We start from the raw sequence: 20935 nt of genomic DNA on the forward strand, positions 1-20935 counted from the left end.
CCGGAGAAGACCGACAGCCAGGCCGCCCGCCTGTACAACGGCTCACACGGCGGACGGCCCCCAGCTCTGGCAAGTGCACCGTGGTGTAGAGCGCCCGAGCCCTGCGGAAGGCGATCGGCCGCCTGGGGGTGCTACCCCCCACGGCGGGGCCCCTGGCCGGGACGGTCCACAGGCCGCCGGGGGCTTCCTCGGTCCGGATGCCGCGCCTGTCGGGGGCGGGCCTGCTCCGACGGTCTCTTCGGCGACTGCAGCACCCCGCCCACGTCCGCATCCCGGTCCCAGCGTTCTCGGGCCGCGCTCACTCCGGCAGCCGCCGCAGCCAGCACCGTCCGGCACCAGGAGGTGAACCGGCCCCGGCGACGATGATGACGCCTGTGGGCGGGCGGTGCCACAGGCGGTGCCCGCCGCCGGACCTGTGCAGCGCCCAGGGGACGGGTTACTGGTCTGTTCCGTAGCGGAGCCCGTCGAGGATCAGGTCGAGGAGGCGGCCGGCCCGTTCGCGTTGGGCGGGAGCGCTGGTGATCAGCGAGACGCCGGCGAGGCTGAAGCCGACGTCGAGGGGGTCGATGTCCGAGCGCAGGAGACCGGCTTCGGCGCCGGCACGCAGCAGGGAGCCGAGCGCGGTGCTGAGCCTGTCGAGGCTCTCGGCGAAGGGGTCCGCCCCGGAGGCGACCACGGCCCGCAGGGCCTCTGCCATGCCCTGCTTGGCGGCCAGGTAGTCGATGAACCTGTCCATCCACAGACGCATCGCCCGGTCCGGTGGGAAGTCGGCCAGCAGCTCCGCGGCGCTGTCACAGACACGGACCAGCTCGTTGCGGTAGGCCGCCTCGACCAGCGCTTCGCGCGTGGGGAAGTGGCGGTAGAGCGTGCCCGAGCCGACACCCGCGGCTTTGGCGATCGCGTCGATCGGAACGTCTGCGCCTTTCTCCGAGAAGGCACGCACGGCTGCTTCCAGGATGCGCTCCCGGTTGCGGCGGGCATCGGCCCGCATCGGGCTCGGCTGGCTGGTCAAGGCTGCTCCCCTCGTCGGGAAGCCAGTCTAACTGGACAACCGGAGAACACTCCGGTTAGCTTTACGGATAACCGGAGAGCTCCCCGGTTATCGCCAATCTGCTTCCTTTCGACAGGAGAGCCCTGATGACCTCCCCGAAGACCGTTCTGATCACCGGCACGTCCTCCGGCATCGGCCTGGCCGCCGCCCTTGCCGCGGCCCAGGCCGGCTGGACCACCATCGCCACCATGCGCAACACCGGCAAGGCCGAGGCCCTGCTGAAGGCGACAGAGGAGAACGGGGTCGCGGACCGTATCCAGGTCAAGCGCCTGGATGTGGTCGACCCCGAGAGCATCGCCGCCTGCCTGGACGAGGTCGTCGCCGAGCACGGCCGCCTCGACGCGCTGATCAACAACGCCGGTGCGGCCCAGGTCGGCACCATCGAACAGATGAGCCTCGACGATGTCCGCACCGCCATGGAGGTCAACTTCTTCGGCGTGGTGGCCACCACCCGCGCCGCCCTGCCGCACCTGCGCGCCGCCCAGGGCCGGGTGATCACCGTCACCAGTGTCGGCGGCGCCGTCGGCCAGCCGTTCAACGAGGCGTACTGCGCCGCCAAGTTCGCCGTCGAGGGCTTCATGGAGTCCCTCGCCCCCGTCGCCGCCACCGTCGGCGTCGATGTCACCGTGGTCGAACCGGGCGCGGTGGCGAGCGAGTTCGTCGCCAACCTCGGCCTCGACGTCCCCGCCCTGCTCACCGCGGCCGGGCCCTACGCCCCGGCCATGGAGGCGTACCTCGGCCGCACCCGGGACTCCTTCGGCAACGCCCAGTCCCCGGCCGAGGCCGCCGCCCCGGTCATCGAAGCTCTGACCGGCGAGCACCCGGCCTTCCGGGTCCAGACCTCGGAGTGGGCCCGTGAGTTCGTCGGAACCACCCTCGCCGACCTCGACGGTTCCGCCGTCCAGGCCCTCACCCGCGCCTGGGTCCGCTGAACAATCCCAGAACAGGAACACCCGTAAGGACCGAGCTCACCGCACTCACCGTGGTGCACCGCTGGTACGCCGGATACGAGACCGAGCACCGCAACCCCGTCCACCAGGGCGATCTCGTTACCGAGAACTTCATCCTCCAAGCCTTCCGGCACGCCGGAACCACAGGACTCGCCGCGGCGCTCGCCTGACCGGCACGGCCACCTGCCCCTGTCCGGGCCGATTTCCGGACCCACAGGACCGGACACCGATCGCCGCAGGACACCGGCAGTTGCCCGTTACTGAGTACGTGTTTCTAAGCCCCGGTTCTGAGTAGCCTTGGGTTCTACGCTGGTGTGGTGTCCAAGGGCACCGGGCGAGCCGGGGAGAGGAACTGTCGGGCTTGTGGCGAGCGGCTGAGGCAGGGGGCACGGCCGCAGGCGGTGTACTGCTCGTCGGCGTGTCGTGCCAGGCAGTGGCGTACGGATCGGCAGTTGCGCAAGCGCCTGGCGGCCGTTCAGGGTGGTGCGGGTGAGGTCGAGTGTCCCGAGTGCGGGACTCGGTGGATCGCCGACGTCGACCGGAGATCGACGGCCTTGTACTGCGGGAAACGGTGCAAGGTGAGGGCCTGGAGGCGCCGGAAGGAAACGTTCGGCGGACGGTCACAGTAACCGCATCGCGAACGCATCGTGAGTCCAACTTCGTTCATCAACCGGTCATTTGCGGTCGTTCGTTGTGATCAGTGGATTTGCGGTCTGACTCTCGGCGATGAGCGGGTCGTGTCCACGTCACGGACTTCAGCTCCGTGCCCCGGCCCGTATGGGTGGTGAACACCATGCCGGAGGAGATCGACAAGGTCGGAAACGTCAGCCAGTCCCGTTACGAGCAGATCGTTGCCGAGCTGCGGCACGTCGTTGAACAGCAGACTCAGGCGTCGTTCACGATCGGCGACCGTGCGTTGGAGATCGAGCCGGTCCGGCCCCGCGGTGGCATCGCGGATGCGGAGTGGACGGTCAGGCAGTCCCTCGTGCGTCTGGCCGAGGACATCGGCTTGACGTTCAGCACGGTGAAGAACGCCAGGTGGACCGCATCGCGGTGGCCGAAGGAGCATCGCCAGGCGAGCGTGTCGTTCACGATTCACCGCGTCCTTGGGCGGATCGAGGACGAGGAGGATCGGTTCGCCGCGATCAAATCGCCGCCCGCGGGCAAGAGGCGGTGGACGCCGGACGAGGCCAAGCGGCGGGTGGGGTGGACGGTCGACAACCCCGAGACCCCGCAGGAGAAGGTCACCGCGATCCACCACCTGGCCCGGGACGAGGAGGTCGCCGCGGCGGTGACCACCGATTTCCTCAAGCGTCCGCAGGTGGCGGCCAAAGTCTCCGCGGAGAACAAGGTCCGGGTGGTGGAGGAGTTCACCCGGGACGAGTCGGTCGCGGCGAGTGCGGCGACCAGCCTGCTGCGGCGCCCGGACGTCGCCTTCAAGGCAATGAGTGACGATACCGCCCGCTTCCAGGTCAACCATGCCCAGAACGAACGCCACCGGCAAGCCCGCGAAGACTTCGAGGACGCCAGCCCGGTCGCCCCGGCCGTGAGGCACATCGACCGGACGGTGGAGTTCCTGGACCTGGTCACCGCCTGCCACTCGTTCGTCGCCGCGGCCGGCCGCACTGTCCCCGGCCTGCGCGACCGCCAGCTGTCCGACGAGGAACGCACGATCGTGCACGAGAACGTCGCGCGGGTGCGGGCAACCCTCGACTGGATCGAGACCGCGGTCGACACCGGCAAGGTCGACATGGACGACGAGCTCGCCCGCATGCTGAAGGGCGAGTAGCCATGCCCCGCGCCTCACGGCGCCGGGGCGACGCCGCCAGGCGGCACGCGGACACCGTCCGTTTCGTGCTGTTCGAGGCCAGACCAGCCGGCCTGCTGTTCCACCAGCTCGTCAGGGCGAGCGACCTGTCTCCCAGTCAGGTGCGGTCCGGGCTCGCGGCCCTCAAGGACGAGGCCGCCTCCAAGGGCTGGCCGCCGTTGATCTGGACGAGGACGGACGGCTACCAGCTCGGAGCCGAACGGGCTGCCCTGGAGGCATACGAGCGGGCGGTCGTCTCGGAGAAGTTGACCGAGTTCCGCCGGTTCATCACCGGCACCGTCGCCCCTCATGCCGCCGCCCACCCGAACGACAAGTGGGTACGGCACATCGTCGCCCAGCTCAATTCCATCGAATCCACCCTCGATCTCGTCGTTTCGTCCTGACCGCCACTGCGGGGGCGCCCGGCCAAGTGGCGGGCGACCCCGCAGTGCTTCCTGGAGGGAGTCCGCATGCGTCAGCGCTGTTATCCCTCCGACACCACGAATGCCGAATGGGCCTTGATCGAGCCACTGTTGCCTCCGCCGGCCTGCGAGACGGCCAAGGGCGGGCGGCCGGAGAAGCACCCCCGCCGGGAGATCGTCGACGCCATCCGCTACGTGGTCGATACCGGCTGTAAATGGCGGGCCTTACCTGCGGATTTCCCGCCATGGCGCACGGTTTGGGGGTTCATGGCCCGCTGGGCTGCCGCCGGCGTCATCGGGCAGATCCGCGACCACCTGGCCGGCCGCATCCGCCGGGAGATGGGCAAGGGCCCCCGCGCGGTCGCCACCGTCATCGACTCCCAGTCGGTCAAGGCCGCCGAGACCGTCGGCCGCAACTCCCGCGGCTACGACGCAGGCAAGAAGATCAACGGCCGCAAACGCCACATGGTCGTCGACACCCGCGGCCTGCCCCTGCTGGTCATGGTCACCCCCGCCGACCTACACGACAGCGCCGCCGCTAAGGAAGTCCTCTTCCGGCTCCGCCTCATGCACCCCGAAATCACCATCGTCTGGGCCGACTCCGCCTATGCCGGCAAGCTCGTCGACTGGGCAAAGGGGCACCTGAAGCTGACCATCAAGCCGGTCAGCCGTCCCAAGGACGCCTCCGGCTTCGTCGTCCTGCCCCGCCGTTGGGTCGTCGAACGTTCGCTGGCTTGGATGATGCACGCGCGTCGGCATGCGCGGGACTACGAACGGCTCGTTCAGCACTCCGAAACCTTGATCACCTGGGCAGCCATCACCCTCATGACCAGACGCCTATCCCGCAAAGGCGCCACCCGCGGCTGGACGAAAAAGAAGCCGGCACCCGCTACATGATGAGCACCAGCACACCAGCCGTCAGAAAATCGAGGCCCCCGCCGTCGCCACACGAGTGTTCACCTGAGTGTGACGCTGGACGGACTCCTTGGGCATCTCCCGAGCAGCCTTGGCAAGGTCAGTGACGACCCGTTCGAGACACTAGAAGGGTGGCTTGGGAAGATCAGAAGCGCGTACTTAACCGCTGGTACCGATGTTCCCCAAGGCCAGAGTAGCTACGGACTGGCTCACTGAGGTCCAAGGAGGGGCTCAACGTAGTGGGGCGCCACCCCCGGCCCGGTGCTGACGATGTCGGTAAAGCGCCCACTTTCCTGAGCCCATTGGTGGTGGCCGCTCATCCAGTCCTCGTAAATTTCGAGAACCTGGCCAACGTGCGTCCTGGCCTCTGCGGACAGCCGCGAGGCTTCCAAAATGTGGTTCATCTGACGCCGCCCCTGGACGTACCACGCCATGCGCGCATTGGCCATGTCCTGTGCACGGTCGACGGCCTCCTGCTGGCTGCAACCCACGCCGGCCTGGATCACCATCACGAGATTGTGCACGTCGTCGCGAGCAAGCTCCTTGGACAGCGAGCGGATGTCGTTGTGCCAGCAGGCGACGTCGGACGCGGCCAGCTCCAGATCCTGGAACTCCCGTGACCGGTAGAGGCTCATGGGCACCTCATGGCCGACCAGCGCTTCGGCGACGTCAAAGACGACGTGCATCGCCCCTGAGTCGCGACGATGTGCGATGTATTCACCGATCTCGGGAACCTGATGCTGGGCACGTCGAGCAGCTTCGGCCTCGTACGACTCAAGAAAGTCCCGCGTGTGCCCGTACAGGCGCGCCGACCACTCCGGAGTCCTGCCCCTGCAAGTCCGCTCCAGCAGATCCGCCAGCGCACTGGCAACTGGGGGAAGTTGTTCGGGATCACCGATGTCACCGGTAAGCACCCGAGCCATAGGGCTCATGGCCGCTCTCCAACGGTCGGGATCGCGGCCGAGGGGTCCTTCGTCCCCCTGGTCATCGATCATGAACATCCACGTCTTCCAATCGGCCCCGAGCAGAAGCTCATCCAGACCAACTTGGGTGTAGACGTATGCCGCAAGATGCCCCGATCGGAGCCTTCCAAAGCGGGCCACCGCTGCCTCGGAGGTAAGCATCCCCATACGCTGGGCCCACTCGAAGGTCGACGCCTGGGCCTGCTCACGATCGGGATGCGTTCGCACCGGGAACGGGACATCCGCTTCCAGCGTCGACAGCGGCGCGGCATCAGCCCTCACGGCCATGAGTCCACCCTGCTTTCTCCCACGAAGGGCCTGAGTCTCGGCTCACATGCTGTCATGAGCAAGATCAGTCACGCCGATCTCGGGCCGAACGCAGCCACGGAGGAGTGCGGCTTCGCGCTGGATCACCTCCCACCAAAATCGGAGTCGCCACCTATCGGTCGGAGTCTCACCCCCGTTCAGAAACAGGTTCTGAGCTTGTTCTTTTTCTTCCGGCTTCGAATGGTGTGTCGAACTGGGTCGCTCACCTGGGGATTCGCCGGACATGAGGGCGGCCTTCGTCTGATCATGTGCTCCGACCAAGGTGCACGTGACCACGACGAAGGCCGTGAGGTGAGTCTGCTGCCTGATGCTGTCCGGCGGGAAGCGTTCGCGGAAGCGTCACGCTTCCGGGGCGAGTTCTACGAGTGTCTGGCCGCCCGGCGCGACGCGTTGTTCGAGCTGGTGGACGCGGTGCTGTGTGCGGACGGTGCGGTGAAAACGCCGGTGGACCTGACGCTGCTGCCCGAACACCGTCGTGGGCACGGAGCGATGTACGGCGGCCTGAACCACGGCCGGATCGACACGGACCGGCTGCGGACCGTGCTGGCCGGGCTGTCGCTGCCACGGTTCGACGGCGGGCGCCTGGTCCTGGCGGTTGATGTGTCGCCGTGGCTTCGCTCTGATGCGCCGTGCTCGGCGGATCGGCTGTTCTGCCACGTCTACGGCCGCGCGAAGACGGCGTCGCAGTTCATTCCGGGCTGGCCCTACTCCTTCGTGGCCGTGCTGGAGCCGGGTGCCACGTCCTGGACCGCGATCCTGGACGCGGTGCGGCTGGGACCTGCGGATGACGCGACCGCGATCACCGCCGCCCAGCTCCGTGGAGTCGTTGAACGGCTCATCGCCGCGGGTCAGTGGCAGACCGGGGACCCGCATATCGTGATCGTCAGCGACGCCGGCTATGACGTCACCCGCCTGGCCTGGGTCCTGCGTGACCTGCCGGTCGAGTTGGTCGGCCGGGTTCGTTCCGACCGCGTGATGCGTCTGCCGAAGCCACCGAGGATGCACGGAGTCAACGGCCGGCCGCCCAAGCACGGCCCGGAATTCCGCTTCGCCAAGCCGGAGACCTGGCCCGAGCCCGCGATCACCACGGTCACGAACACCACCAACTACGGCAAGGCCGAAACGCAGGCGTGGGACCGGGTCCACCCCCGGCTTACTCACCGCTCCTCATGGCTCGACCATGACGGCGAACTCCCCTTGGTCGAAGGGACGTTGATGCGGTTGAAAGTCGAGCATCTATCGAAGGAACGAGATGCCCTGCCGGTGTGGTTGTGGTCCTCCAAGACCGGCGCCACCCCGGACGACGTGGACCGTTTCTGGCAGGCGTTTCTCCGCCGCTTCGATCTGGAGCACACCTTCCGCTTCGCGAAGCAGACGCTCGGCTGGACCACCCCGAAACTCCGTACTCCCGAGGCGGCGGACCGCTGGACCTGGATCCTGATCGTCGCTCACACCCAGCTCCGACTCGCTCGCCCCCTCGCCGCGGACCTCCGCCGGCCCTGGGAGAAACCCGCCATCGCCGACCGGCTCACCCCGGCCCGGGTCCGCCGGGGGTTCAGGAACATCCGCGCTCACCTGGCCTGTCCGGCGCGTGTTCCCAAACCTCGAGGCGCCAGCCCCGGACGGCCACCCGGTGCCAAGAACAAACACCGGGCACCCCGCTACGACGTCGGCAAAACCGTCAAGCGCCCCGAGACCCTCAAGGCCATCGGCAAGCCTGGAAGATCTTGGTAGATAAAGAACAAGCTGAGACACCCTCCTAGTCGGCGAGAGCGGCATCGAGGGACTGCTGCACAGCCCGTCCATGGGGACCCGCGCCGGGACTTGTGGAGCCTCCCGGCGAGGGTAGTGATGCAGCCATTTGAAGGCCACGCCTTCCATCCCGACCGACGCCCACGGCAGCCACTCGCGCACCGTCTCCGCCTCGGTGGCCGACGGGCACAGCACCCACGGCGTGGACCGCCGCCGTCCGGCAAACACGGACTCCAACACCGCCCTGCGCCGCTGGTACGGCCACACGGTCGTATCCGTTCCGGACAGCCGCAACAGATCGAACGCGGCGAAGCGAGCCGGCCACTCGCCTGCGGCCCGAGCCGCGCCGGCGCCGCGCCGGGCGAGCCGGTCCTGTAGCCGTTCGGCAGCGGGCAAGTGGCACGGAACGGAAGGCATGCTCGGCCCTCGATGTCGTGCATCCCGGGCACCCCGGGGTGCCATACTCCGAGTGTGACGGAAAGTTATCGCTCAATTGCTTTGCGTGGCCTCGGGGTTGTGGGTGCCGACTGGACACTCCGGGACGGTGAGACGTGGTGCATGGTCGCACCGCCGCGTCGTGTCCACCGCGAACAGGGGTGGAAGCTCCACCTTTCCGCCACACTGCTGTCCGCGCCCCAGGTCCTGGAGAACGCCGCCGGCGTCTTGTCGGTGCGCGGATGCGCGTTCAAGTTCGCCGTCTCACCGAGGGTGACCGTGGAGCTGACATCGGCGCGGGCGGCCCGCGCCCAGTCGGGGAAGTTCCTCACGGTGTACCCGGACTCCGACGACCAGCTGCCCGCGCTCGCGGAGGAACTCCATGAGCGGACCCTGGGACTCGCAGGGCCGGCGATCCTGTCCGACCGGCGCTACCAACCGGGCAGTCTCGTCCACTACCGGTACGGCTGCTTCGCCGCCGCCCGGGAGCTCAACGATGAGGGCCTGTACGAGAGCCGGCTCCGCGCGCCGGATGGAACCCTCGTCACGGACCAGCGCAACCCCTGGTTCTCACCGCCCCCGTGGGCGCCACCGCCGTTCCCCCCACCCCGACGGTCGAACCCGGACCGGCCCCACGGAGCCCCGACGACAGTCGCCGGCCGCTATAACGTCCGGGAGGCGATCCGGCACTCCAATCGCGGCGGGGTCTACCGGGCCCGGGACCTGCGCACCGGCGAGGACGTCCTGCTCAAGGAGGCCCGCCCGCACGTTGCCACCGACCGCAACGGTCGCGACGCCCGCCACTGGCTGCGCCACGAGGCCGACGTCCTCACCCACCTCGCGCCGCTACGCCTGGCACCAGCCGTCCGCGACGTGTTCGAAAGCGCGGAGCACCTGTTCCTCGTGGAAGACCTCGTCGGCGGCGAGAACCTGCAGCAGTGGTCGTCCCAACAGCTCGCAGGCGGCAATCGGATTCCGGTGAACACTGCACGGGCGCTGGCACGCGAACTCACCCGACTGGTCAGCGCGGTGCACACGGCCGGATTCGTGCTCCGTGATCTCAAGCCCAGCAACGTCGTCATGACACCGGAGAACCAGCCGCTGCTCGTCGACCTAGAGTGCGCAGTCCGCACCGGCGAGGCGGCCGAAGTGGTGGGTACCCACGGATTCACCGACCCCTCCTACCTCGACGGCCCGGACGGCAGCAGCGACCAACCGCCGCCTGCACCCGGCCCCGAAGTGGACTGCTACAGCCTGGGCGCCACGCTGCTTCACACCGTCACCGGCATGATCCCGCTGCTCGCCGCGGATCGTCCGCGCCGGCGCGCGGCAGGCGAACGGCTGAAAGCGATCGTTGATGCCGCCGCCCCATCGAATTCCACCCTCCGCGCCCTGGCCCCTCTCGTCGTCGGTCTCACCGCCGACCCACCTGACCGCTGGGACCTGGAGAAGGCCACCGCGTTCCTGCGGGCGGAACCAGTTCACGCCCCCGCCGTGCCGCCGGGCACGACGCCGGAACCCGAGCGCCAGGGCCTGACCGCTGACAGGGTCGACCAACTGCTCACGGGCGGCCTGGCCCACCTGGCCGCCACCGCCGAACCAGCCACCGAGTACCTGTGGCCGTGGCCTCGCAAGGCTCCCCAGGGTGATCCGTGCAGCGTGCAGTTGGGCGCGGCCGGCGTTCTGGCCGTACTGGACCGGGCGGTGCGCTGCGGTGAGCCGAGCGCCGAACCGACGCTGCGCACGGCCGCCCGGTGGTTGGACGAGTGCCTGACCAAGCCCGGGCGGATCCTGCCCGGTCTGTACTTCGGCCGCTCCGGCACCGCCTGGGCCCTGCACGACGCGGCTCGCACTCTCGGCGACCAGCAGCTGGCGGACCGGGCCAAGAACTACGCGCTGAACATCCCGCTGGACTGGAGCAACCCCGACATCTGCCACGGCCTCGCCGGCGCAGGCCTCGCCCAGCTCCACCTGTGGCACGCGACGGGTGACCACCGGTTCGCCGAGCGGTCATCGCAGTGCGCCGACCGGCTCCTGCACCTCACCTCGAACAAGGACAGCGGCGTGGACTGGCCGATCGGCGCCCAGCACCGCCGGGAGCTAGCAGGATCCGCCCTCTACGGATTCGGACACGGCCTGACCGGCCATGCCGCTTTCCTGCTCGCCGCAGGCCGGGCCCTTGACCGCCCGGAACTGGTCGAAATCGCGGCCGCCGCCGGGCACGCCCTGTGCGCCGTTGCCGAGGTGCGCGAAGACGCGGCCGACTGGCCCAAGGGACCCCGCCGAGGCGAGCGAACAGACCTGAACTTCTGGTGCCATGGCGCTGCCGGCATCGGTACTTTCCTCGTCCGGCTGTGGCAGGCCACGGCCGACCCGCGCTTTCGCACCCACGCCGAGTACGCGGCGAACGCCGCCCACCGGGACCGCTGGCGCGTCGGCCCGAGCACGTGCCACGGAGCTGCCGGCAACGCCCAACTGCTCCTCGACCTGGCCGTTGCCACCGGCGACCAGCACCATCGCGCGCGGGCCGCCGAGATCGCCACCTGCCTGTACGCGCGAGCGACCTGGCGCGACGGCCGCCTACTGGTACCGGACGAGACCCTGCGCGACATCAGCGCGAGCTACCACACCGGCCTCGCGGGCACTCTCGACTTCCTGCTGCGCCTCAAGCACGGCGGGAACCGCTCCTGGCTGGTTGACACCGATCAGCTAGCCGGAGAACCCCACGAAGAGAAGGGAAACAACAATGGAGACCGATCTCCTGGAACTGCAGGAACTGCCCGAGACCGACGAGCAGACCCTTGAGCCGATGATGTGCTGCGACACCGTCTTCACCACCGACCGCACGGACGGCTGTACGGAGCCGCCTCGCTGCCACTGAGCACCAGGCAGCACACGAGCTGGTTCTGTGCGGTCGATCCAGGCCGCACAGGACCGGACCAGCGAAGGAGGCGGATGTGACCTACTGGTCAGCGGTACTGCCCGACGACCTGGCAGCCGGGGCCCTCGACCTCGTCACCAACCTCGCCGGACCAGCGGACCGCCCGCTTCCGCGATGCCTGCGGCCCGACCTCGCCGCGGGTGGGCCAGGACTCGCCCTCGCCCATCACCAGCTGGACCTCACCCTGCCAGGCCGAGGCTGGGGAAGGCTTGCCACCGGCTGCCTCGAAGCCGCCGCCAGAGGAGCCCAGCGCCTCGGCACCTCCTCGCCCAGCCTTTTCGGCGGCCTGGCCGGCCTCGCCCTCACTGCCTGGACACTTTCACCCGGCACAGCCGCACTGCCCACCGTGCACGACCGCGTCACAAACCAAGCGACCGCACGCGCCGAGGCACTCCACGCCGCACTGCACGACCCGGCGAACCAGCCAGGCCTCCGCAACGACCGCGCACACCACGGACAGCCCGTCCGGACCTTCGACGTCATCAACGGCCTCACCGGCACCGGCGCCTACCTCCTGCTCCACCACCAGGAGCTCACCGCCCGAACGGCACTGCGCACCGTCCTCACCACCCTCGTCGCGCTGTGCGGCGCTGGGGACGCCCCCCACTGGCAAACCCCCGTCTGGGCCCTCGACGATGCCGATCTGCGCACCGAGTTCCCGCACGGGCTGCTCAACTGCGGTCTGGCGCACGGCATCCCCGGCCCGCTCGCGATGATGTGCCTCGCCCTCGAAGCCGGGATCAACGTGCCAGGACAACGAGCGGCTGCACGGAGTACGGCCACGTGGCTGGCAAACCACCGCACGGATGACCTCTGGGGCCCGAACTGGCCCGGCCGGGCATCACCCCCCGACCAGCCAGGCCCAGCGAACTCCCGCACCGCACGGGCGTCCTGGTGTTACGGCAGCCCCGGCGTCGCCCGAGCCCTGTGGCTGGCCGGTCGCGCGCTCGACGACCCCGGCCTGCGCGACCTCGCCGTCGAGGCGATGAAGTCCACCTACCGCCGTCCGGCAGCGCATCGCCGTATCGACAACACCCCTGGGCTCTGCCACGGCCTGGCCGGTCTGCTTCACATCACCACTCGGTTCGCGTACGACACCGGATGCCCGCAGTTCGCGGACGCAGCCGCTGACATCACCCAACGCCTCCTGGACCCACGAACCACCCTGCCAAGCGGCGAGCCCGGATTCCTCGACGGCGCAGCCGGGGTGGTGCTCGCCCTGCTCGCCGCCGCCACGAACGAGACACCCACATGGTACCGGGCCCTACTGCTCGCCTGAGAGGGCATTGTCTCCCAAAGTTTCTTCCCGAGGTGGGTGTTTGATGGTGGTTCATGCTCCTGACCAGGTTGGGGTTGATTCGCGGGTGAGGCGGCGAGCCACGAGGGCGATCACCGCGATGCAGATCATGGTGGTGGAGCGGGTCGGGAGGGCTTTGTAGTCGCGGGCCAGGCGGTGTTGGTGCATCAGCCGGCCGAGCGTGCGTTCCACGGTCCACCTGCGCGGGAGCACGGTGAAGCCGCGGGTGCCGGGCGTGCGGCGGACGACTTCGAGGTCGATGCCGAGGCGGGCGGCGTGGTCGACCAGGTTTTCGCGGTGGCCGCGGTCGGCCCAGCAGGACCTTGTCAGCTTCTGCTGCGGCAACGGCCTGCGAGGCGCCGCGTCATGGGCCCGGCCGCATCCGGCATTTGTTCTGTGCGCCGGATCCGCGGATCGTCGCGTGGTGGGAGGCGGAACGCGCCAAGGCACCACGGTGACTGGCTACCGGGCAGGCCCCAGGGCTGACTGGAAAGGGGAGGGGCGGGGGTCAATGCCCGATTTGGAGGCGCATCCGGTTGATCAAAGGCCCAGTATGGGGCCCGTGATCGAAGCTCGTCCGCGCTTCAGCGACCACACGGTTCATCAGGCGTCAAGGTTTCCGGTTCGCGCGAGGGATATTTCACGTAAGTGGGACTGTTGCGGCACCGGTGTCGCCTACGTGCCGGTCTGGGGGGGGGGACCGCACCCTCGCGGCCTCCGATCAGACGGACCTCGAGAACAGCTACGTCAATGTGCGGCCCTCGGTGAACTTCATCAAGCAGTCCATCCGTCAGAGCACAAACTGGACGGCCGTCGAGCCGAACGACGACCGCCTCCAGACGTCTGTGAAGACAATGGTCACCAGCTTCCTGACGGACCTGTGGCGGCGAGGAATGCTGGTCGGGACGTCACCCGATCAGGTGTTCTACGTGAACCGCGACGAGACCAACAACCCACCCGAGGAAGGCGTCCAAGGCAAACTGCGCATCGAGGTCGGCGCCGCACTCGGCCGTCCAGCAGAGTTCATCACCTTCGAGGTCTCGCAGCCCGTTGGACAGAGCTCCTGAGCCGTTAGCCACACGAACTGACCGGCGGCCCGGGATGAGCGCGGAGTCCTCCGCGATGCCACCACGCTGCCTTGACCAGATGGAATGCGGCCACCATCGCGGTGGCCCCATTCCATCAAAGAGGTCATTTCAGTTGGCGGCTCGGTGTGATGAGGCAGGTGGAGAGGGTGATGGAGGCGAGGGCCGCCGCCGTGGGTGCTCGCGGCCTGCCATCCGTGGGCTCGCAGGACCCGGGATACGCTGCTCCGACCCCTTATGACTGGAGGTCATCTGAGTGTTCCCTGCACGAATACGGACCGCCGCTCCGTTGGTCCTGGTGACTCTCTGCCTGTCCGGCTGCTCTTCACACTGGGGCTGCACCGACACGACGGCAGAGCGCGGTGAGGCCGGTGTCAGGGTGCAGGTCATCGATACGTCAAGGCGGCCTATCGGCGTCACCGCCGAGGTCGTCGACTGGCGCCTTGAGCCCCACCCGCAGGTGCCCTCCAGAGGCGACCAAGTTCACTTCCACTACCGCTTCAACGGTGCCGACGAGACGGACGGCCCTGCAGTGGACGCCTGCGCGGTGGACAAGAAACGCGTGGCGTTGATCTGTCAGAGCGTCTATTCCTCTGAGGCGTTCGGGCCAGGTGGGGACCACAAGGGCGACGAGTGGCTCGCTGTCGAGCACCCTGAACAGGTGGCCGGAGTGCTCTTGATACCCAATGACCAGTCCTACAGCAGGCGAACATGCGAGCAGGACGTCAAGGATGGGGGCGGAGTGCACCCTCCAGAACCAGCCGGCCCGGGGGACCAGCTGTAGAGATGTCATTTTCAGTTGGTGAGCCGTCGGTGGCATATGAGGGTCGCGGCAATGGCGGTGAAGGCAAGGAAGTGTTCCGGCTTTCGCTCGTAGCGGCGGTGGAGGCGTCGGCAGCCGGACAGCCAGGACACCTTCCGTTCCACGACCCAGCGGTGCCGGCCCAGGCGTCGGGATGACTCGGTGCCCTTGCGGGCGAGGCGGTGCCGCATGCCGCGGGAGGACTGCCAGCGCCGCAGATGCCGGTAGTCGTATCCCTTGTCCTCGTGCAATTTGCCGGGCCTGCGGCGTCGTGGGCCGCGGCGTGAGCAGACGGCGCCATCCCGACGACAGTCCGTTTCGACCCGAGCGAGTCCCTGGAGATCGACCGATGGATCCTGGAGCTGAGGAACCAGACCGGCATCCGCTGGGACAAGGCTGAAGTGATCCGGGAACTGGTGCGCATGGCGCGTACGCCCGACGGTGCCGTCAGCTTCGTTGCTCTGTCCGTGACCCCGCCGGGTCTCCTTGCGGCTGGCTTTTTGCTCAGTGGCACCGGCAGTTCCGCCATGTTCGTTGTCTTCGGCGCTGTCCTGGTGGCGCTGGCCATGGTGAGCCCCGCCGGCCGAGGGCTGTGCCTGATCCCGGACACAGCGCACTCCCTCGCAGCTGGGTATCGCCCGAGTTGTTGGCTCAGCCCGCTGGAACGGCGAGTCGGCGCCGGGGCCAGGCTTCCTGTGCGGCACGCCGCCCGCCGCGGTGCCGCCCGGGGGATCCCGCCGGGCCGGTGGTGACCGCCGGCGATCGTCAAACAGGGCGAGTGGGTGCCTAACAGCGCGGCCATGGGGCGCTACTTCGAAGATGCCGGTGGCTGGGGAGGGGAACGTCTTGATCGGCGTGCTGTAGGGGAAGTGTTCGCCCCAGCGGTGCGCTGTCCAGCGCTGATTTTGCACGTCCGCCCGAGCAATCCCACCACCCACACCCCGCGTCTTGTGGAAATGGGCCCCAATCGGGCACCACCGAGGCACGATGACGGCCATGACCAACGATTTCGCCATACCCGACAGCCCGAACGAGGCTCCCTCGCCCCAGCCCCCTGACGGCGCCAGACCTTCCGCCCGGCCACGTGGTCCCTGGTCACGGCCGTGGTCCGCCGGCCTGGCTGGTCTGCTGTGTGGGGCAGCGGTGGTGGGGGCGTGCTGGCTGGTCTCCTCGGACGGCAAGGGGCCCGTGGGCGGGACCGGCTCCCGCCGGCCCCCCGGTGAGGCGGCCGTCCCGGAGTCGCTGGGGCCATATCAGCGATTCTCGAAAGCCGCGCGTAGCACCCACGCCACCAACGCGGACCAGATCGCGCGGCGCATCGCCGACGTCGACGAGAAGAGCACACAGCTGCTGTCCAAGGCGTACGGCGGAGCCCCGGCCGCGGTAGCGACCTATGCGAACGCCGGCCTGTCCGAGATCTTCGTGCTCACCGTGGTGCGTGCTGTCAGCCCGCGCCCGTTCACCCCGTATCAGAACGCCGCACAGCTGGGGCTGGCGAAGCCCGCGCGTGAAGTGGTCACGGTGGGTGAGGTCGCCTGCTTGGTGCACAACCAGCCGACGACGGCGGGGAAGAGGCCCGGCCCGGAGGCGGTGACCGTCGAGTCCTGCCAGCGTACGGGGGAGGGCCTGACCGTCCAGATCCGCAGTGTCACGGGCGATATCCACAGTAGTCCGGAGCGGATTGCGGCCCTGGTCGACAAGGCTTGGTCCGGACTGTCCTGACCTACGGGGCGGTGCCTACGTCGGTTCGACGACCGGGGCCTGAACGGGCCGGGCAACTGGTTCGGCTGCGAATGCAAGCGTCGACTCAGCGGGGCTGGGCGTTTCCGGATCGCCAAGCTGTGCTGCAGCGACGATCTGCCAGGGCGCCTGATCCGCGAGCGGTGCGTAAGCCGGCCGGTTCACGACACGTCCGTTCACGACACGTCCGTCCCGGTTGCGTGGCCACGGGTTGCGGCCGTCCGCCATCCGCCGTCAAGGCATCGACATCTCTTGCTCCCGGAGGCGGCGGTCCCACCGCCCGAGGACTCCCGCCGGCGCCGTATCTCTCCCTGGGGGCCGGCCGAAACCCGCGGTGGTCATTGCCGCTGCGCGACCCGGCCACCGGGTGTCGCGTCGTCACCTCGAAGCGGCCTCGCCATCGGTTCGGCCTGAACCAGGTTCACTGGTTGACTGGCAACTGCACTGCCCGCAGGTGGTGTTCGCGGCCGCCGTCCGCTTCGGATGCCAGCCGATCCAGCTGAGAGATGGTGAAGAAGCGGTCGGTGAAGCCGGGCCATGTGGCGATCGCGTACGCTCTTACCTGCCCCGCGTCGGCGGCCTCCTCCAACACTGCGAACGCCTCGCCACACGAGTGGCAGCGCAGCCCGGTCGTCTGCCTGCCCGCCCTGTTTTTCTGTGCGGAATCGGAGACCTCTGGTGCCCATGGCTGACTCTCTGGTGCCGTTCGTTGAACGGTCGCGCGCCCTTGTCGCTGATGCTCGGGCCATCGTGGATTTGCGGCGCTACTTCGGCATCGATCTGCTGGCCGGCGCGCTGCCGTTCACCGGCAGTTGCTTCGAGGGCCTCGCCGGTGGGGGAGAGGGCCCTGAAGTCGCCGACACGGTCACCGCCACTGACCTGGTCGCGGTGGAATCCCTGTCCGTCACCGTTCCGGTGCCGGTCGCGCTGGACCTTCTGGAAGGCCGCCTCGGCGCGCGGCTGTCCGATGTGCTGCGTGCCTTTCCCGGGGGCGTTGGAGCAGTTCGGAGGTGACCGAGGCGGCCACCTCGTCGTCGCGGGTGAGGTCCTTGACGACCTTGACCCGCTCGGCTGCCGGCATGCTCGATGCCGTCTCCGGACGGCTGAGCAGGGAGGCGGTGACCTGGACGGCGACCTCGTCGTCGAGGGTCAGGTCCTTGACCGCCCGAACCTTCTCCTCGACCGAGACGGGGTTGTCGACCTGGTACCCGACCAGGCGTTTCGGCCCGTCGGTCGTCGAGGTGTCGTCGTAAAAGTAGGCGATTACCAATGCGGGCGGTTCGGGGTCGGAGTCTCCGTAGTCAGACGCTCTACGCGACGTCCCACGGAGGTCGGAACTGGTGATCGAGCGGATCCTTGCGGAGGCGGTGGTGGTCGAAGAGTCCTTCGGGGAGGTGAGCGAGTCAGCTTGGCTGTACCCGGAGGAGGAAGAGGTCGTGGCCTCCGCTGTGGACAAGCGGCGCCAGGAATTCGGCTCGTGCCTGACGGACCTGGAGCGACTCGTTGAGGGAGCCAAGCCTGCACGGTCAGGGATACGTCACCGAAGCCGTTGAGCAGCGACGGTCTGCATCCCGCCGACCTGGAATGATGCCCCTATGGAAACTGGTTTCCCATGGGGATCGACACCAACCGTCAATGTCGGCCTGTGGCGCTCCGATGCCATCGTGCTGTTCGACTGGCTGAACACCACCGACCTCAACACGGTCCCGGTCACGCATCCGGCTCAGAAACAGGCGCTCACAGACCTGCTGGCGCGCTTGGAGGACGAGGACGTCAGTGACTCCACAGCGGAGGAGATCGCCGCAGCCCAGAATGAGGTGGCCAAGGATATGGGCTGGTAGGACGCCCGCGGCGATCAAGCTTCGAGGGCACGGACTTGAGGTTCCTTGTCACCAGACAGCGCTCTTTGGCCAGCGGCGATTGACACCGCTGGTACGGAAGACGGCCGACGCTGCACTTCAGCGCCGGCCGCGTGACCACCCCAAAACGCCTACCCCGCCCAGTTCACTCCCAGCTCGGTCGCGTCGATGAACTCACCCGCCACAACCACCAGCTGGCCGATCAGCTTCAGCAGGCCACCACCGAAGAGAACGCCGCCCTCCGCAGGTTCCGGAGCCACTTGATGATCAATGGTCCTGCGAACGTCGATGAGAAATGGGTTCTGTCACAGATCACGGGGGGTGGTCACGGCGGGTGATGTCGCTGTTCGAATTGAGGTAGGGCGTGGGCAATGGCGGTTCGCTGCCGCGCCCGCGCCCTGGACCGGCTTGGCTCAGCCCAGCGCGTCCGTCAGGGCGGTGACGTAGGCATCCAGCCGCTCCTCCACGGCTCGTGTCGTCAGCTCTGTTCTCCCTGCCTCCCGCCATGGCTGCGCCACCCACTGCACTTCTTCTGAGCACGCCAGCCCGTCCCGCACCTGCCAGTACAGCCGCTCGCCCGCCAGCGACCCGGCCGGCTTCGCGGCCGCGGTCCGCGGCTTCTCGCCGCGGTCCAACGCAGGCCCGCAGCCGCCCCCTCCACCCAAGCGCACCGATTATCGGACGGCCTCTGACTGAGTGCTTCCGTTGGCGAATCCCGCCAGCTGAAGCACTCTCAGTGGTAGTGGCGCATGATGTCGGTGGCCCAGTCGGGCTGGGTGGTGTGGCCTTGGGGGCCGAACTCGGTCATGTAGGGCTTGATGTCGAGGACGGGGGTGCCGTCGACGGCGTCCAGGCCTTGGACGTGCAGGTCGAGGCCGTCGGTCTTGAGGAGGCGGCAGCGGGAGACGCCGAGCCGGTTGGGGCGGTTCTTGCCGCGCTGGGCGAAGATGCCGACCAGGGGCCAGTCGGTGTTGCCGCGCGGGTGTCGGGCCCCGGTCTGGATCTTGGCGGTGGGGACGCGGTCGAAGTGGTAGACGACTTCCAGGTGGGAGAAGGTGTCCAGGCCCGCCACCGCCTCCGGGCCGTACTGGTCGGCGTCCAGGCGGATGATCGCGGTCTCCTTGGCCCAGTCGTCGTCGCGGACCTCCGCCCGGCCGCCGACCACCCGGCCTACTGGCACCGAGACCACCGCGGCAGGAGTGCTGTTCTCGGGCATGTGCAGTGCCTTTCGCTCAAAGGCTCGGTCAGTTAGTTGAGTTGGCCTACCGTACCGATGGCCTGCGGTACATCGGTATGCGGCACGTGCGCACTTCGTCCGAGGCCGCCCATCACCGCCCTGGCTGCCAGACGCCTGCGCTACCTGTTGCCTTAGCCCGCCCGGGGATTGCTCACGTCCCCCGCGAAGACAGTGCGGCCCTGATCCGGTAGGCCGGAGCGGGGGCACACTGCTCATTGCGATGGGGGTTGCTCAGAGATTGACCGTCCAGTTGGGGCGAAGGTCTACCGTCGTGGCTATGGGCCTGATGCGGATTTCTCAACTCGCTGAGCGCACTGGTGTCCCGGCTGCGACGCTGCGTTTCTACGAGAGTGCCGGGCTGCTGCCGGCCGGCCGTACCCCGTCTGGCTACCGCGCCTATAAGGACGACGCGGTCGAGCGGCTGGCGTTCACCGGCGGGGCCGAGCAGCTGGGGATGCCCCTGGAGGAGATCGCAGGACTGCTCGCGGTGTGGGAGAGCAAGTCGGGCGCCGAGGTGAAGGCCGGCTTGCGGCCTCGGGTCGCGACTCGCCTGGCCAAGGCCGAGCAGCGGGTGGCCGACCTGAAGGCGTTGACCACCTTGCTGCACAGTGCGCTGGAGCACCTCAACGCGCTGCTGGAGCGGGCCGCCCGCTGCACCCTGGAGTGCGCGGTCCTCGCGTCGCCTGGATCTGGCACGTTCGGTCACGGGCCTGCGTTTCCCTCGAAGTCGCCTAGGTTGATCAGGCTCACCCGGTGGTCCCAGGCATCCCACCTCACACACTTCTGCGCGCCCCAGTAGTAGTTGTCGTAGCCCATGAGGTCGCCGTATGCCTCGTCTTCGTGCGCCCGGTCGGGTCTGCCGAACGCAACCAGGAATTCCTCGTACGAGGTCAGGTGGGCGAAGTGGGACAGATGAGGGCCGTAGGTCGTGAATCCGACGACCGTCCCGGCTCGAACCTTGTAGGTGAGCTTGTCGGCGCAGTACAAGAACCCGTCTGACCGGGCAGCGTGGTCGACGACCTCGTCGAGGGTCAGCCGGCGCCCGTCGGCATCGTAGTACTCGCTGTCGATGTTGGTGCCACCGCGGTACCGGGCGACCACGGAGGACTGGGCCCCGGTAATGCACTGTCGTCGAATGCTGGTGGCTGGTTCTCCCAGGGCTATGCCGCCCATCTCGACAGTCGTGAGGTCGAGGTGTGCCCGGGACAGCACGTCCAGGTTGTCGAGGATCTCGATCACCGTCAGAGTCTAAGCTCGCCATTTGGGGGCCGTGTCGAATCCGGCTCGAACTTGGGCGACCATTCCCCAGTTCACCGGACGTATGCGAGGCCGTGGCCCGATCCTGTGCTCAGC

The 20935-nt window shown here is 68.3% G+C and carries 22 protein-coding genes and 3 pseudogenes; 15 read left to right on the forward strand and 10 right to left on the reverse strand.

Going from position 1 to position 20935, the window contains the following annotated elements; all coding sequences use genetic code 11:
* Positions 1-436: 436 nt before the first annotated feature.
* On the reverse strand, positions 437-1012 hold the full coding sequence (locus tag ACIRPT_RS27135; RefSeq protein WP_403831531.1) for a TetR/AcrR family transcriptional regulator: 576 nt from the start codon (positions 1010-1012) through the stop codon (positions 437-439).
* A gap of 125 nt (positions 1013-1137) precedes the next feature.
* Here ACIRPT_RS27135 and ACIRPT_RS27140 point away from each other — a divergent pair, with 125 nt between their 5' ends.
* The 5 genes from ACIRPT_RS27140 (at position 1138) to ACIRPT_RS27160 (ending at position 5127) form a co-directional block, all read left to right on the forward strand.
* A complete protein-coding gene (locus ACIRPT_RS27140) occupies positions 1138-1983 on the forward strand; it encodes an SDR family oxidoreductase (RefSeq protein WP_403831533.1) in 846 nt (281 codons plus the stop codon).
* Positions 1984-2033: 50 nt separating this feature from the next.
* Complete coding sequence (locus tag ACIRPT_RS27145; RefSeq protein ID WP_403831536.1) at positions 2034-2171, forward strand: hypothetical protein; 138 nt, start codon at positions 2034-2036, stop codon at positions 2169-2171.
* Positions 2172-2794: 623 nt separating this feature from the next.
* Positions 2795-3790, forward strand: coding sequence for a DUF6192 family protein (locus tag ACIRPT_RS27150; protein ID WP_403831539.1), 996 nt, complete (start codon positions 2795-2797; stop codon positions 3788-3790).
* Between the two features lie 2 nt (positions 3791-3792).
* Complete coding sequence (locus tag ACIRPT_RS27155; RefSeq protein WP_403831541.1) at positions 3793-4212, forward strand: RacP protein; 420 nt, start codon at positions 3793-3795, stop codon at positions 4210-4212.
* 66 nt (positions 4213-4278) lie between these two features.
* Positions 4279-5127, forward strand: coding sequence for an IS5 family transposase (locus ACIRPT_RS27160; protein ID WP_403831544.1), 849 nt, complete (start codon positions 4279-4281; stop codon positions 5125-5127).
* Between the two features lie 227 nt (positions 5128-5354).
* Here ACIRPT_RS27160 and ACIRPT_RS27165 read toward each other — a convergent pair whose 3' ends face one another.
* Positions 5355-6395 carry a hypothetical protein gene (locus ACIRPT_RS27165; RefSeq protein WP_403831546.1) on the reverse strand — a complete coding sequence of 347 codons (1041 nt, stop codon included), beginning with the start codon at positions 6393-6395 and terminating at the stop codon, positions 5355-5357.
* A gap of 330 nt (positions 6396-6725) precedes the next feature.
* On the opposite strand from ACIRPT_RS27165, the gene ACIRPT_RS27170 reads away from it, so the two are divergent.
* From ACIRPT_RS27170 to ACIRPT_RS27180, 3 genes are all read left to right on the forward strand, one after another.
* Positions 6726-8168 (forward strand): NF041680 family putative transposase, encoded by a 1443-nt coding sequence (locus tag ACIRPT_RS27170; RefSeq protein ID WP_403831549.1) that lies wholly within the window; start codon positions 6726-6728, stop codon positions 8166-8168.
* A 447-nt stretch (positions 8169-8615) separates the two neighbouring features.
* Positions 8616-11426, forward strand: a complete 2811-nt coding sequence (gene lanL, locus ACIRPT_RS27175) for a class IV lanthionine synthetase LanL (protein ID WP_403831552.1) — start codon at positions 8616-8618, stop codon at positions 11424-11426.
* Positions 11427-11578: 152 nt separating this feature from the next.
* Positions 11579-12841 (forward strand): lanthionine synthetase C family protein, encoded by a 1263-nt coding sequence (locus ACIRPT_RS27180; RefSeq protein ID WP_403831554.1) that lies wholly within the window; start codon positions 11579-11581, stop codon positions 12839-12841.
* 51 nt (positions 12842-12892) lie between these two features.
* Here the strand turns inward: ACIRPT_RS27180 and ACIRPT_RS27185 are convergent.
* Positions 12893-13183, reverse strand: a pseudogene (locus ACIRPT_RS27185) (transposase); the annotation flags it as partial.
* Positions 13184-13611: 428 nt separating this feature from the next.
* On the opposite strand from ACIRPT_RS27185, the gene ACIRPT_RS27190 reads away from it, so the two are divergent.
* Together ACIRPT_RS27190 and ACIRPT_RS27195 are read left to right on the forward strand one after the other, a co-directional pair.
* Entirely contained in the window at positions 13612-13926 is a 315-nt protein-coding gene (locus ACIRPT_RS27190) for a phage tail sheath C-terminal domain-containing protein (protein WP_403831557.1), read from the forward strand.
* A gap of 316 nt (positions 13927-14242) precedes the next feature.
* Positions 14243-14728 carry a hypothetical protein gene (locus tag ACIRPT_RS27195; RefSeq protein ID WP_403831559.1) on the forward strand — a complete coding sequence of 162 codons (486 nt, stop codon included), beginning with the start codon at positions 14243-14245 and terminating at the stop codon, positions 14726-14728.
* Between the two features lie 11 nt (positions 14729-14739).
* Here ACIRPT_RS27195 and ACIRPT_RS27200 read toward each other — a convergent pair.
* A pseudogene (locus ACIRPT_RS27200) lies at positions 14740-15033 on the reverse strand (transposase); the annotation flags it as partial.
* Between the two features lie 709 nt (positions 15034-15742).
* On the opposite strand from ACIRPT_RS27200, the gene ACIRPT_RS27205 reads away from it, so the two are divergent.
* Positions 15743-16468, forward strand: a complete 726-nt coding sequence (locus tag ACIRPT_RS27205; protein WP_403831562.1) for a hypothetical protein — start codon at positions 15743-15745, stop codon at positions 16466-16468.
* 439 nt (positions 16469-16907) lie between these two features.
* On the opposite strand, the gene ACIRPT_RS27210 is transcribed toward ACIRPT_RS27205, so the two are convergent.
* Positions 16908-17078, reverse strand: coding sequence for a hypothetical protein (locus ACIRPT_RS27210; protein WP_403831565.1), 171 nt, complete (start codon positions 17076-17078; stop codon positions 16908-16910).
* 92 nt (positions 17079-17170) lie between these two features.
* Between ACIRPT_RS27210 and ACIRPT_RS27215 the strand changes: the two genes are divergently transcribed.
* Entirely contained in the window at positions 17171-17500 is a 330-nt protein-coding gene (locus ACIRPT_RS27215; RefSeq protein ID WP_403831680.1) for a DUF6308 family protein, read from the forward strand.
* On the opposite strand, the gene ACIRPT_RS27220 is transcribed toward ACIRPT_RS27215, so the two are convergent.
* The gene (locus ACIRPT_RS27220) at positions 17391-17756 is read right to left on the reverse strand and encodes a DUF6192 family protein (protein WP_403831567.1); all 366 of its coding nucleotides are present in this window, start codon (positions 17754-17756) and stop codon (positions 17391-17393) included. The two genes, ACIRPT_RS27215 and ACIRPT_RS27220, sit on opposite strands and share 110 nt — an antisense overlap.
* A 70-nt stretch (positions 17757-17826) precedes the next feature.
* Between ACIRPT_RS27220 and ACIRPT_RS27225 the strand changes: the two genes are divergently transcribed.
* Together ACIRPT_RS27225 and ACIRPT_RS27230 are read left to right on the forward strand one after the other, a co-directional pair.
* Positions 17827-18039 carry a hypothetical protein gene (locus tag ACIRPT_RS27225; RefSeq protein WP_403831570.1) on the forward strand — a complete coding sequence of 71 codons (213 nt, stop codon included), beginning with the start codon at positions 17827-17829 and terminating at the stop codon, positions 18037-18039.
* Positions 18040-18081: 42 nt separating this feature from the next.
* Positions 18082-18327 carry a hypothetical protein gene (locus tag ACIRPT_RS27230; protein ID WP_403831573.1) on the forward strand — a complete coding sequence of 82 codons (246 nt, stop codon included), beginning with the start codon at positions 18082-18084 and terminating at the stop codon, positions 18325-18327.
* 149 nt (positions 18328-18476) lie between these two features.
* On the opposite strand, the gene ACIRPT_RS27235 is transcribed toward ACIRPT_RS27230, so the two are convergent.
* The 3 genes and pseudogenes from ACIRPT_RS27235 to ACIRPT_RS27245 form a co-directional block, all read right to left on the reverse strand.
* Positions 18477-18605, reverse strand: coding sequence for a hypothetical protein (locus ACIRPT_RS27235; protein ID WP_403831575.1), 129 nt, complete (start codon positions 18603-18605; stop codon positions 18477-18479).
* Between the two features lie 153 nt (positions 18606-18758).
* Positions 18759-18926 (reverse strand): annotated as a pseudogene (locus tag ACIRPT_RS27240) (aminoglycoside phosphotransferase); the annotation flags it as partial.
* A 152-nt stretch (positions 18927-19078) separates the two neighbouring features.
* Entirely contained in the window at positions 19079-19561 is a 483-nt protein-coding gene (locus ACIRPT_RS27245; RefSeq protein ID WP_403831578.1) for an SAM-dependent methyltransferase, read from the reverse strand.
* Positions 19562-19859: 298 nt separating this feature from the next.
* On the opposite strand from ACIRPT_RS27245, the gene ACIRPT_RS27250 reads away from it, so the two are divergent.
* Positions 19860-20381 (forward strand): MerR family transcriptional regulator, encoded by a 522-nt coding sequence (locus ACIRPT_RS27250; protein WP_403831682.1) that lies wholly within the window; start codon positions 19860-19862, stop codon positions 20379-20381.
* Here the strand turns inward: ACIRPT_RS27250 and ACIRPT_RS27255 are convergent.
* Positions 20285-20821 carry a hypothetical protein gene (locus ACIRPT_RS27255; protein ID WP_403831580.1) on the reverse strand — a complete coding sequence of 179 codons (537 nt, stop codon included), beginning with the start codon at positions 20819-20821 and terminating at the stop codon, positions 20285-20287. The two genes, ACIRPT_RS27250 and ACIRPT_RS27255, sit on opposite strands and share 97 nt — an antisense overlap.
* Positions 20822-20935 lie beyond the last annotated feature (114 nt).

This window comes from Streptomyces sp. NPDC101227 (assembly GCF_044767545.1).
In the GTDB taxonomy this organism is placed as follows: Bacteria; Actinomycetota; Actinomycetes; order Streptomycetales; family Streptomycetaceae; genus Streptomyces.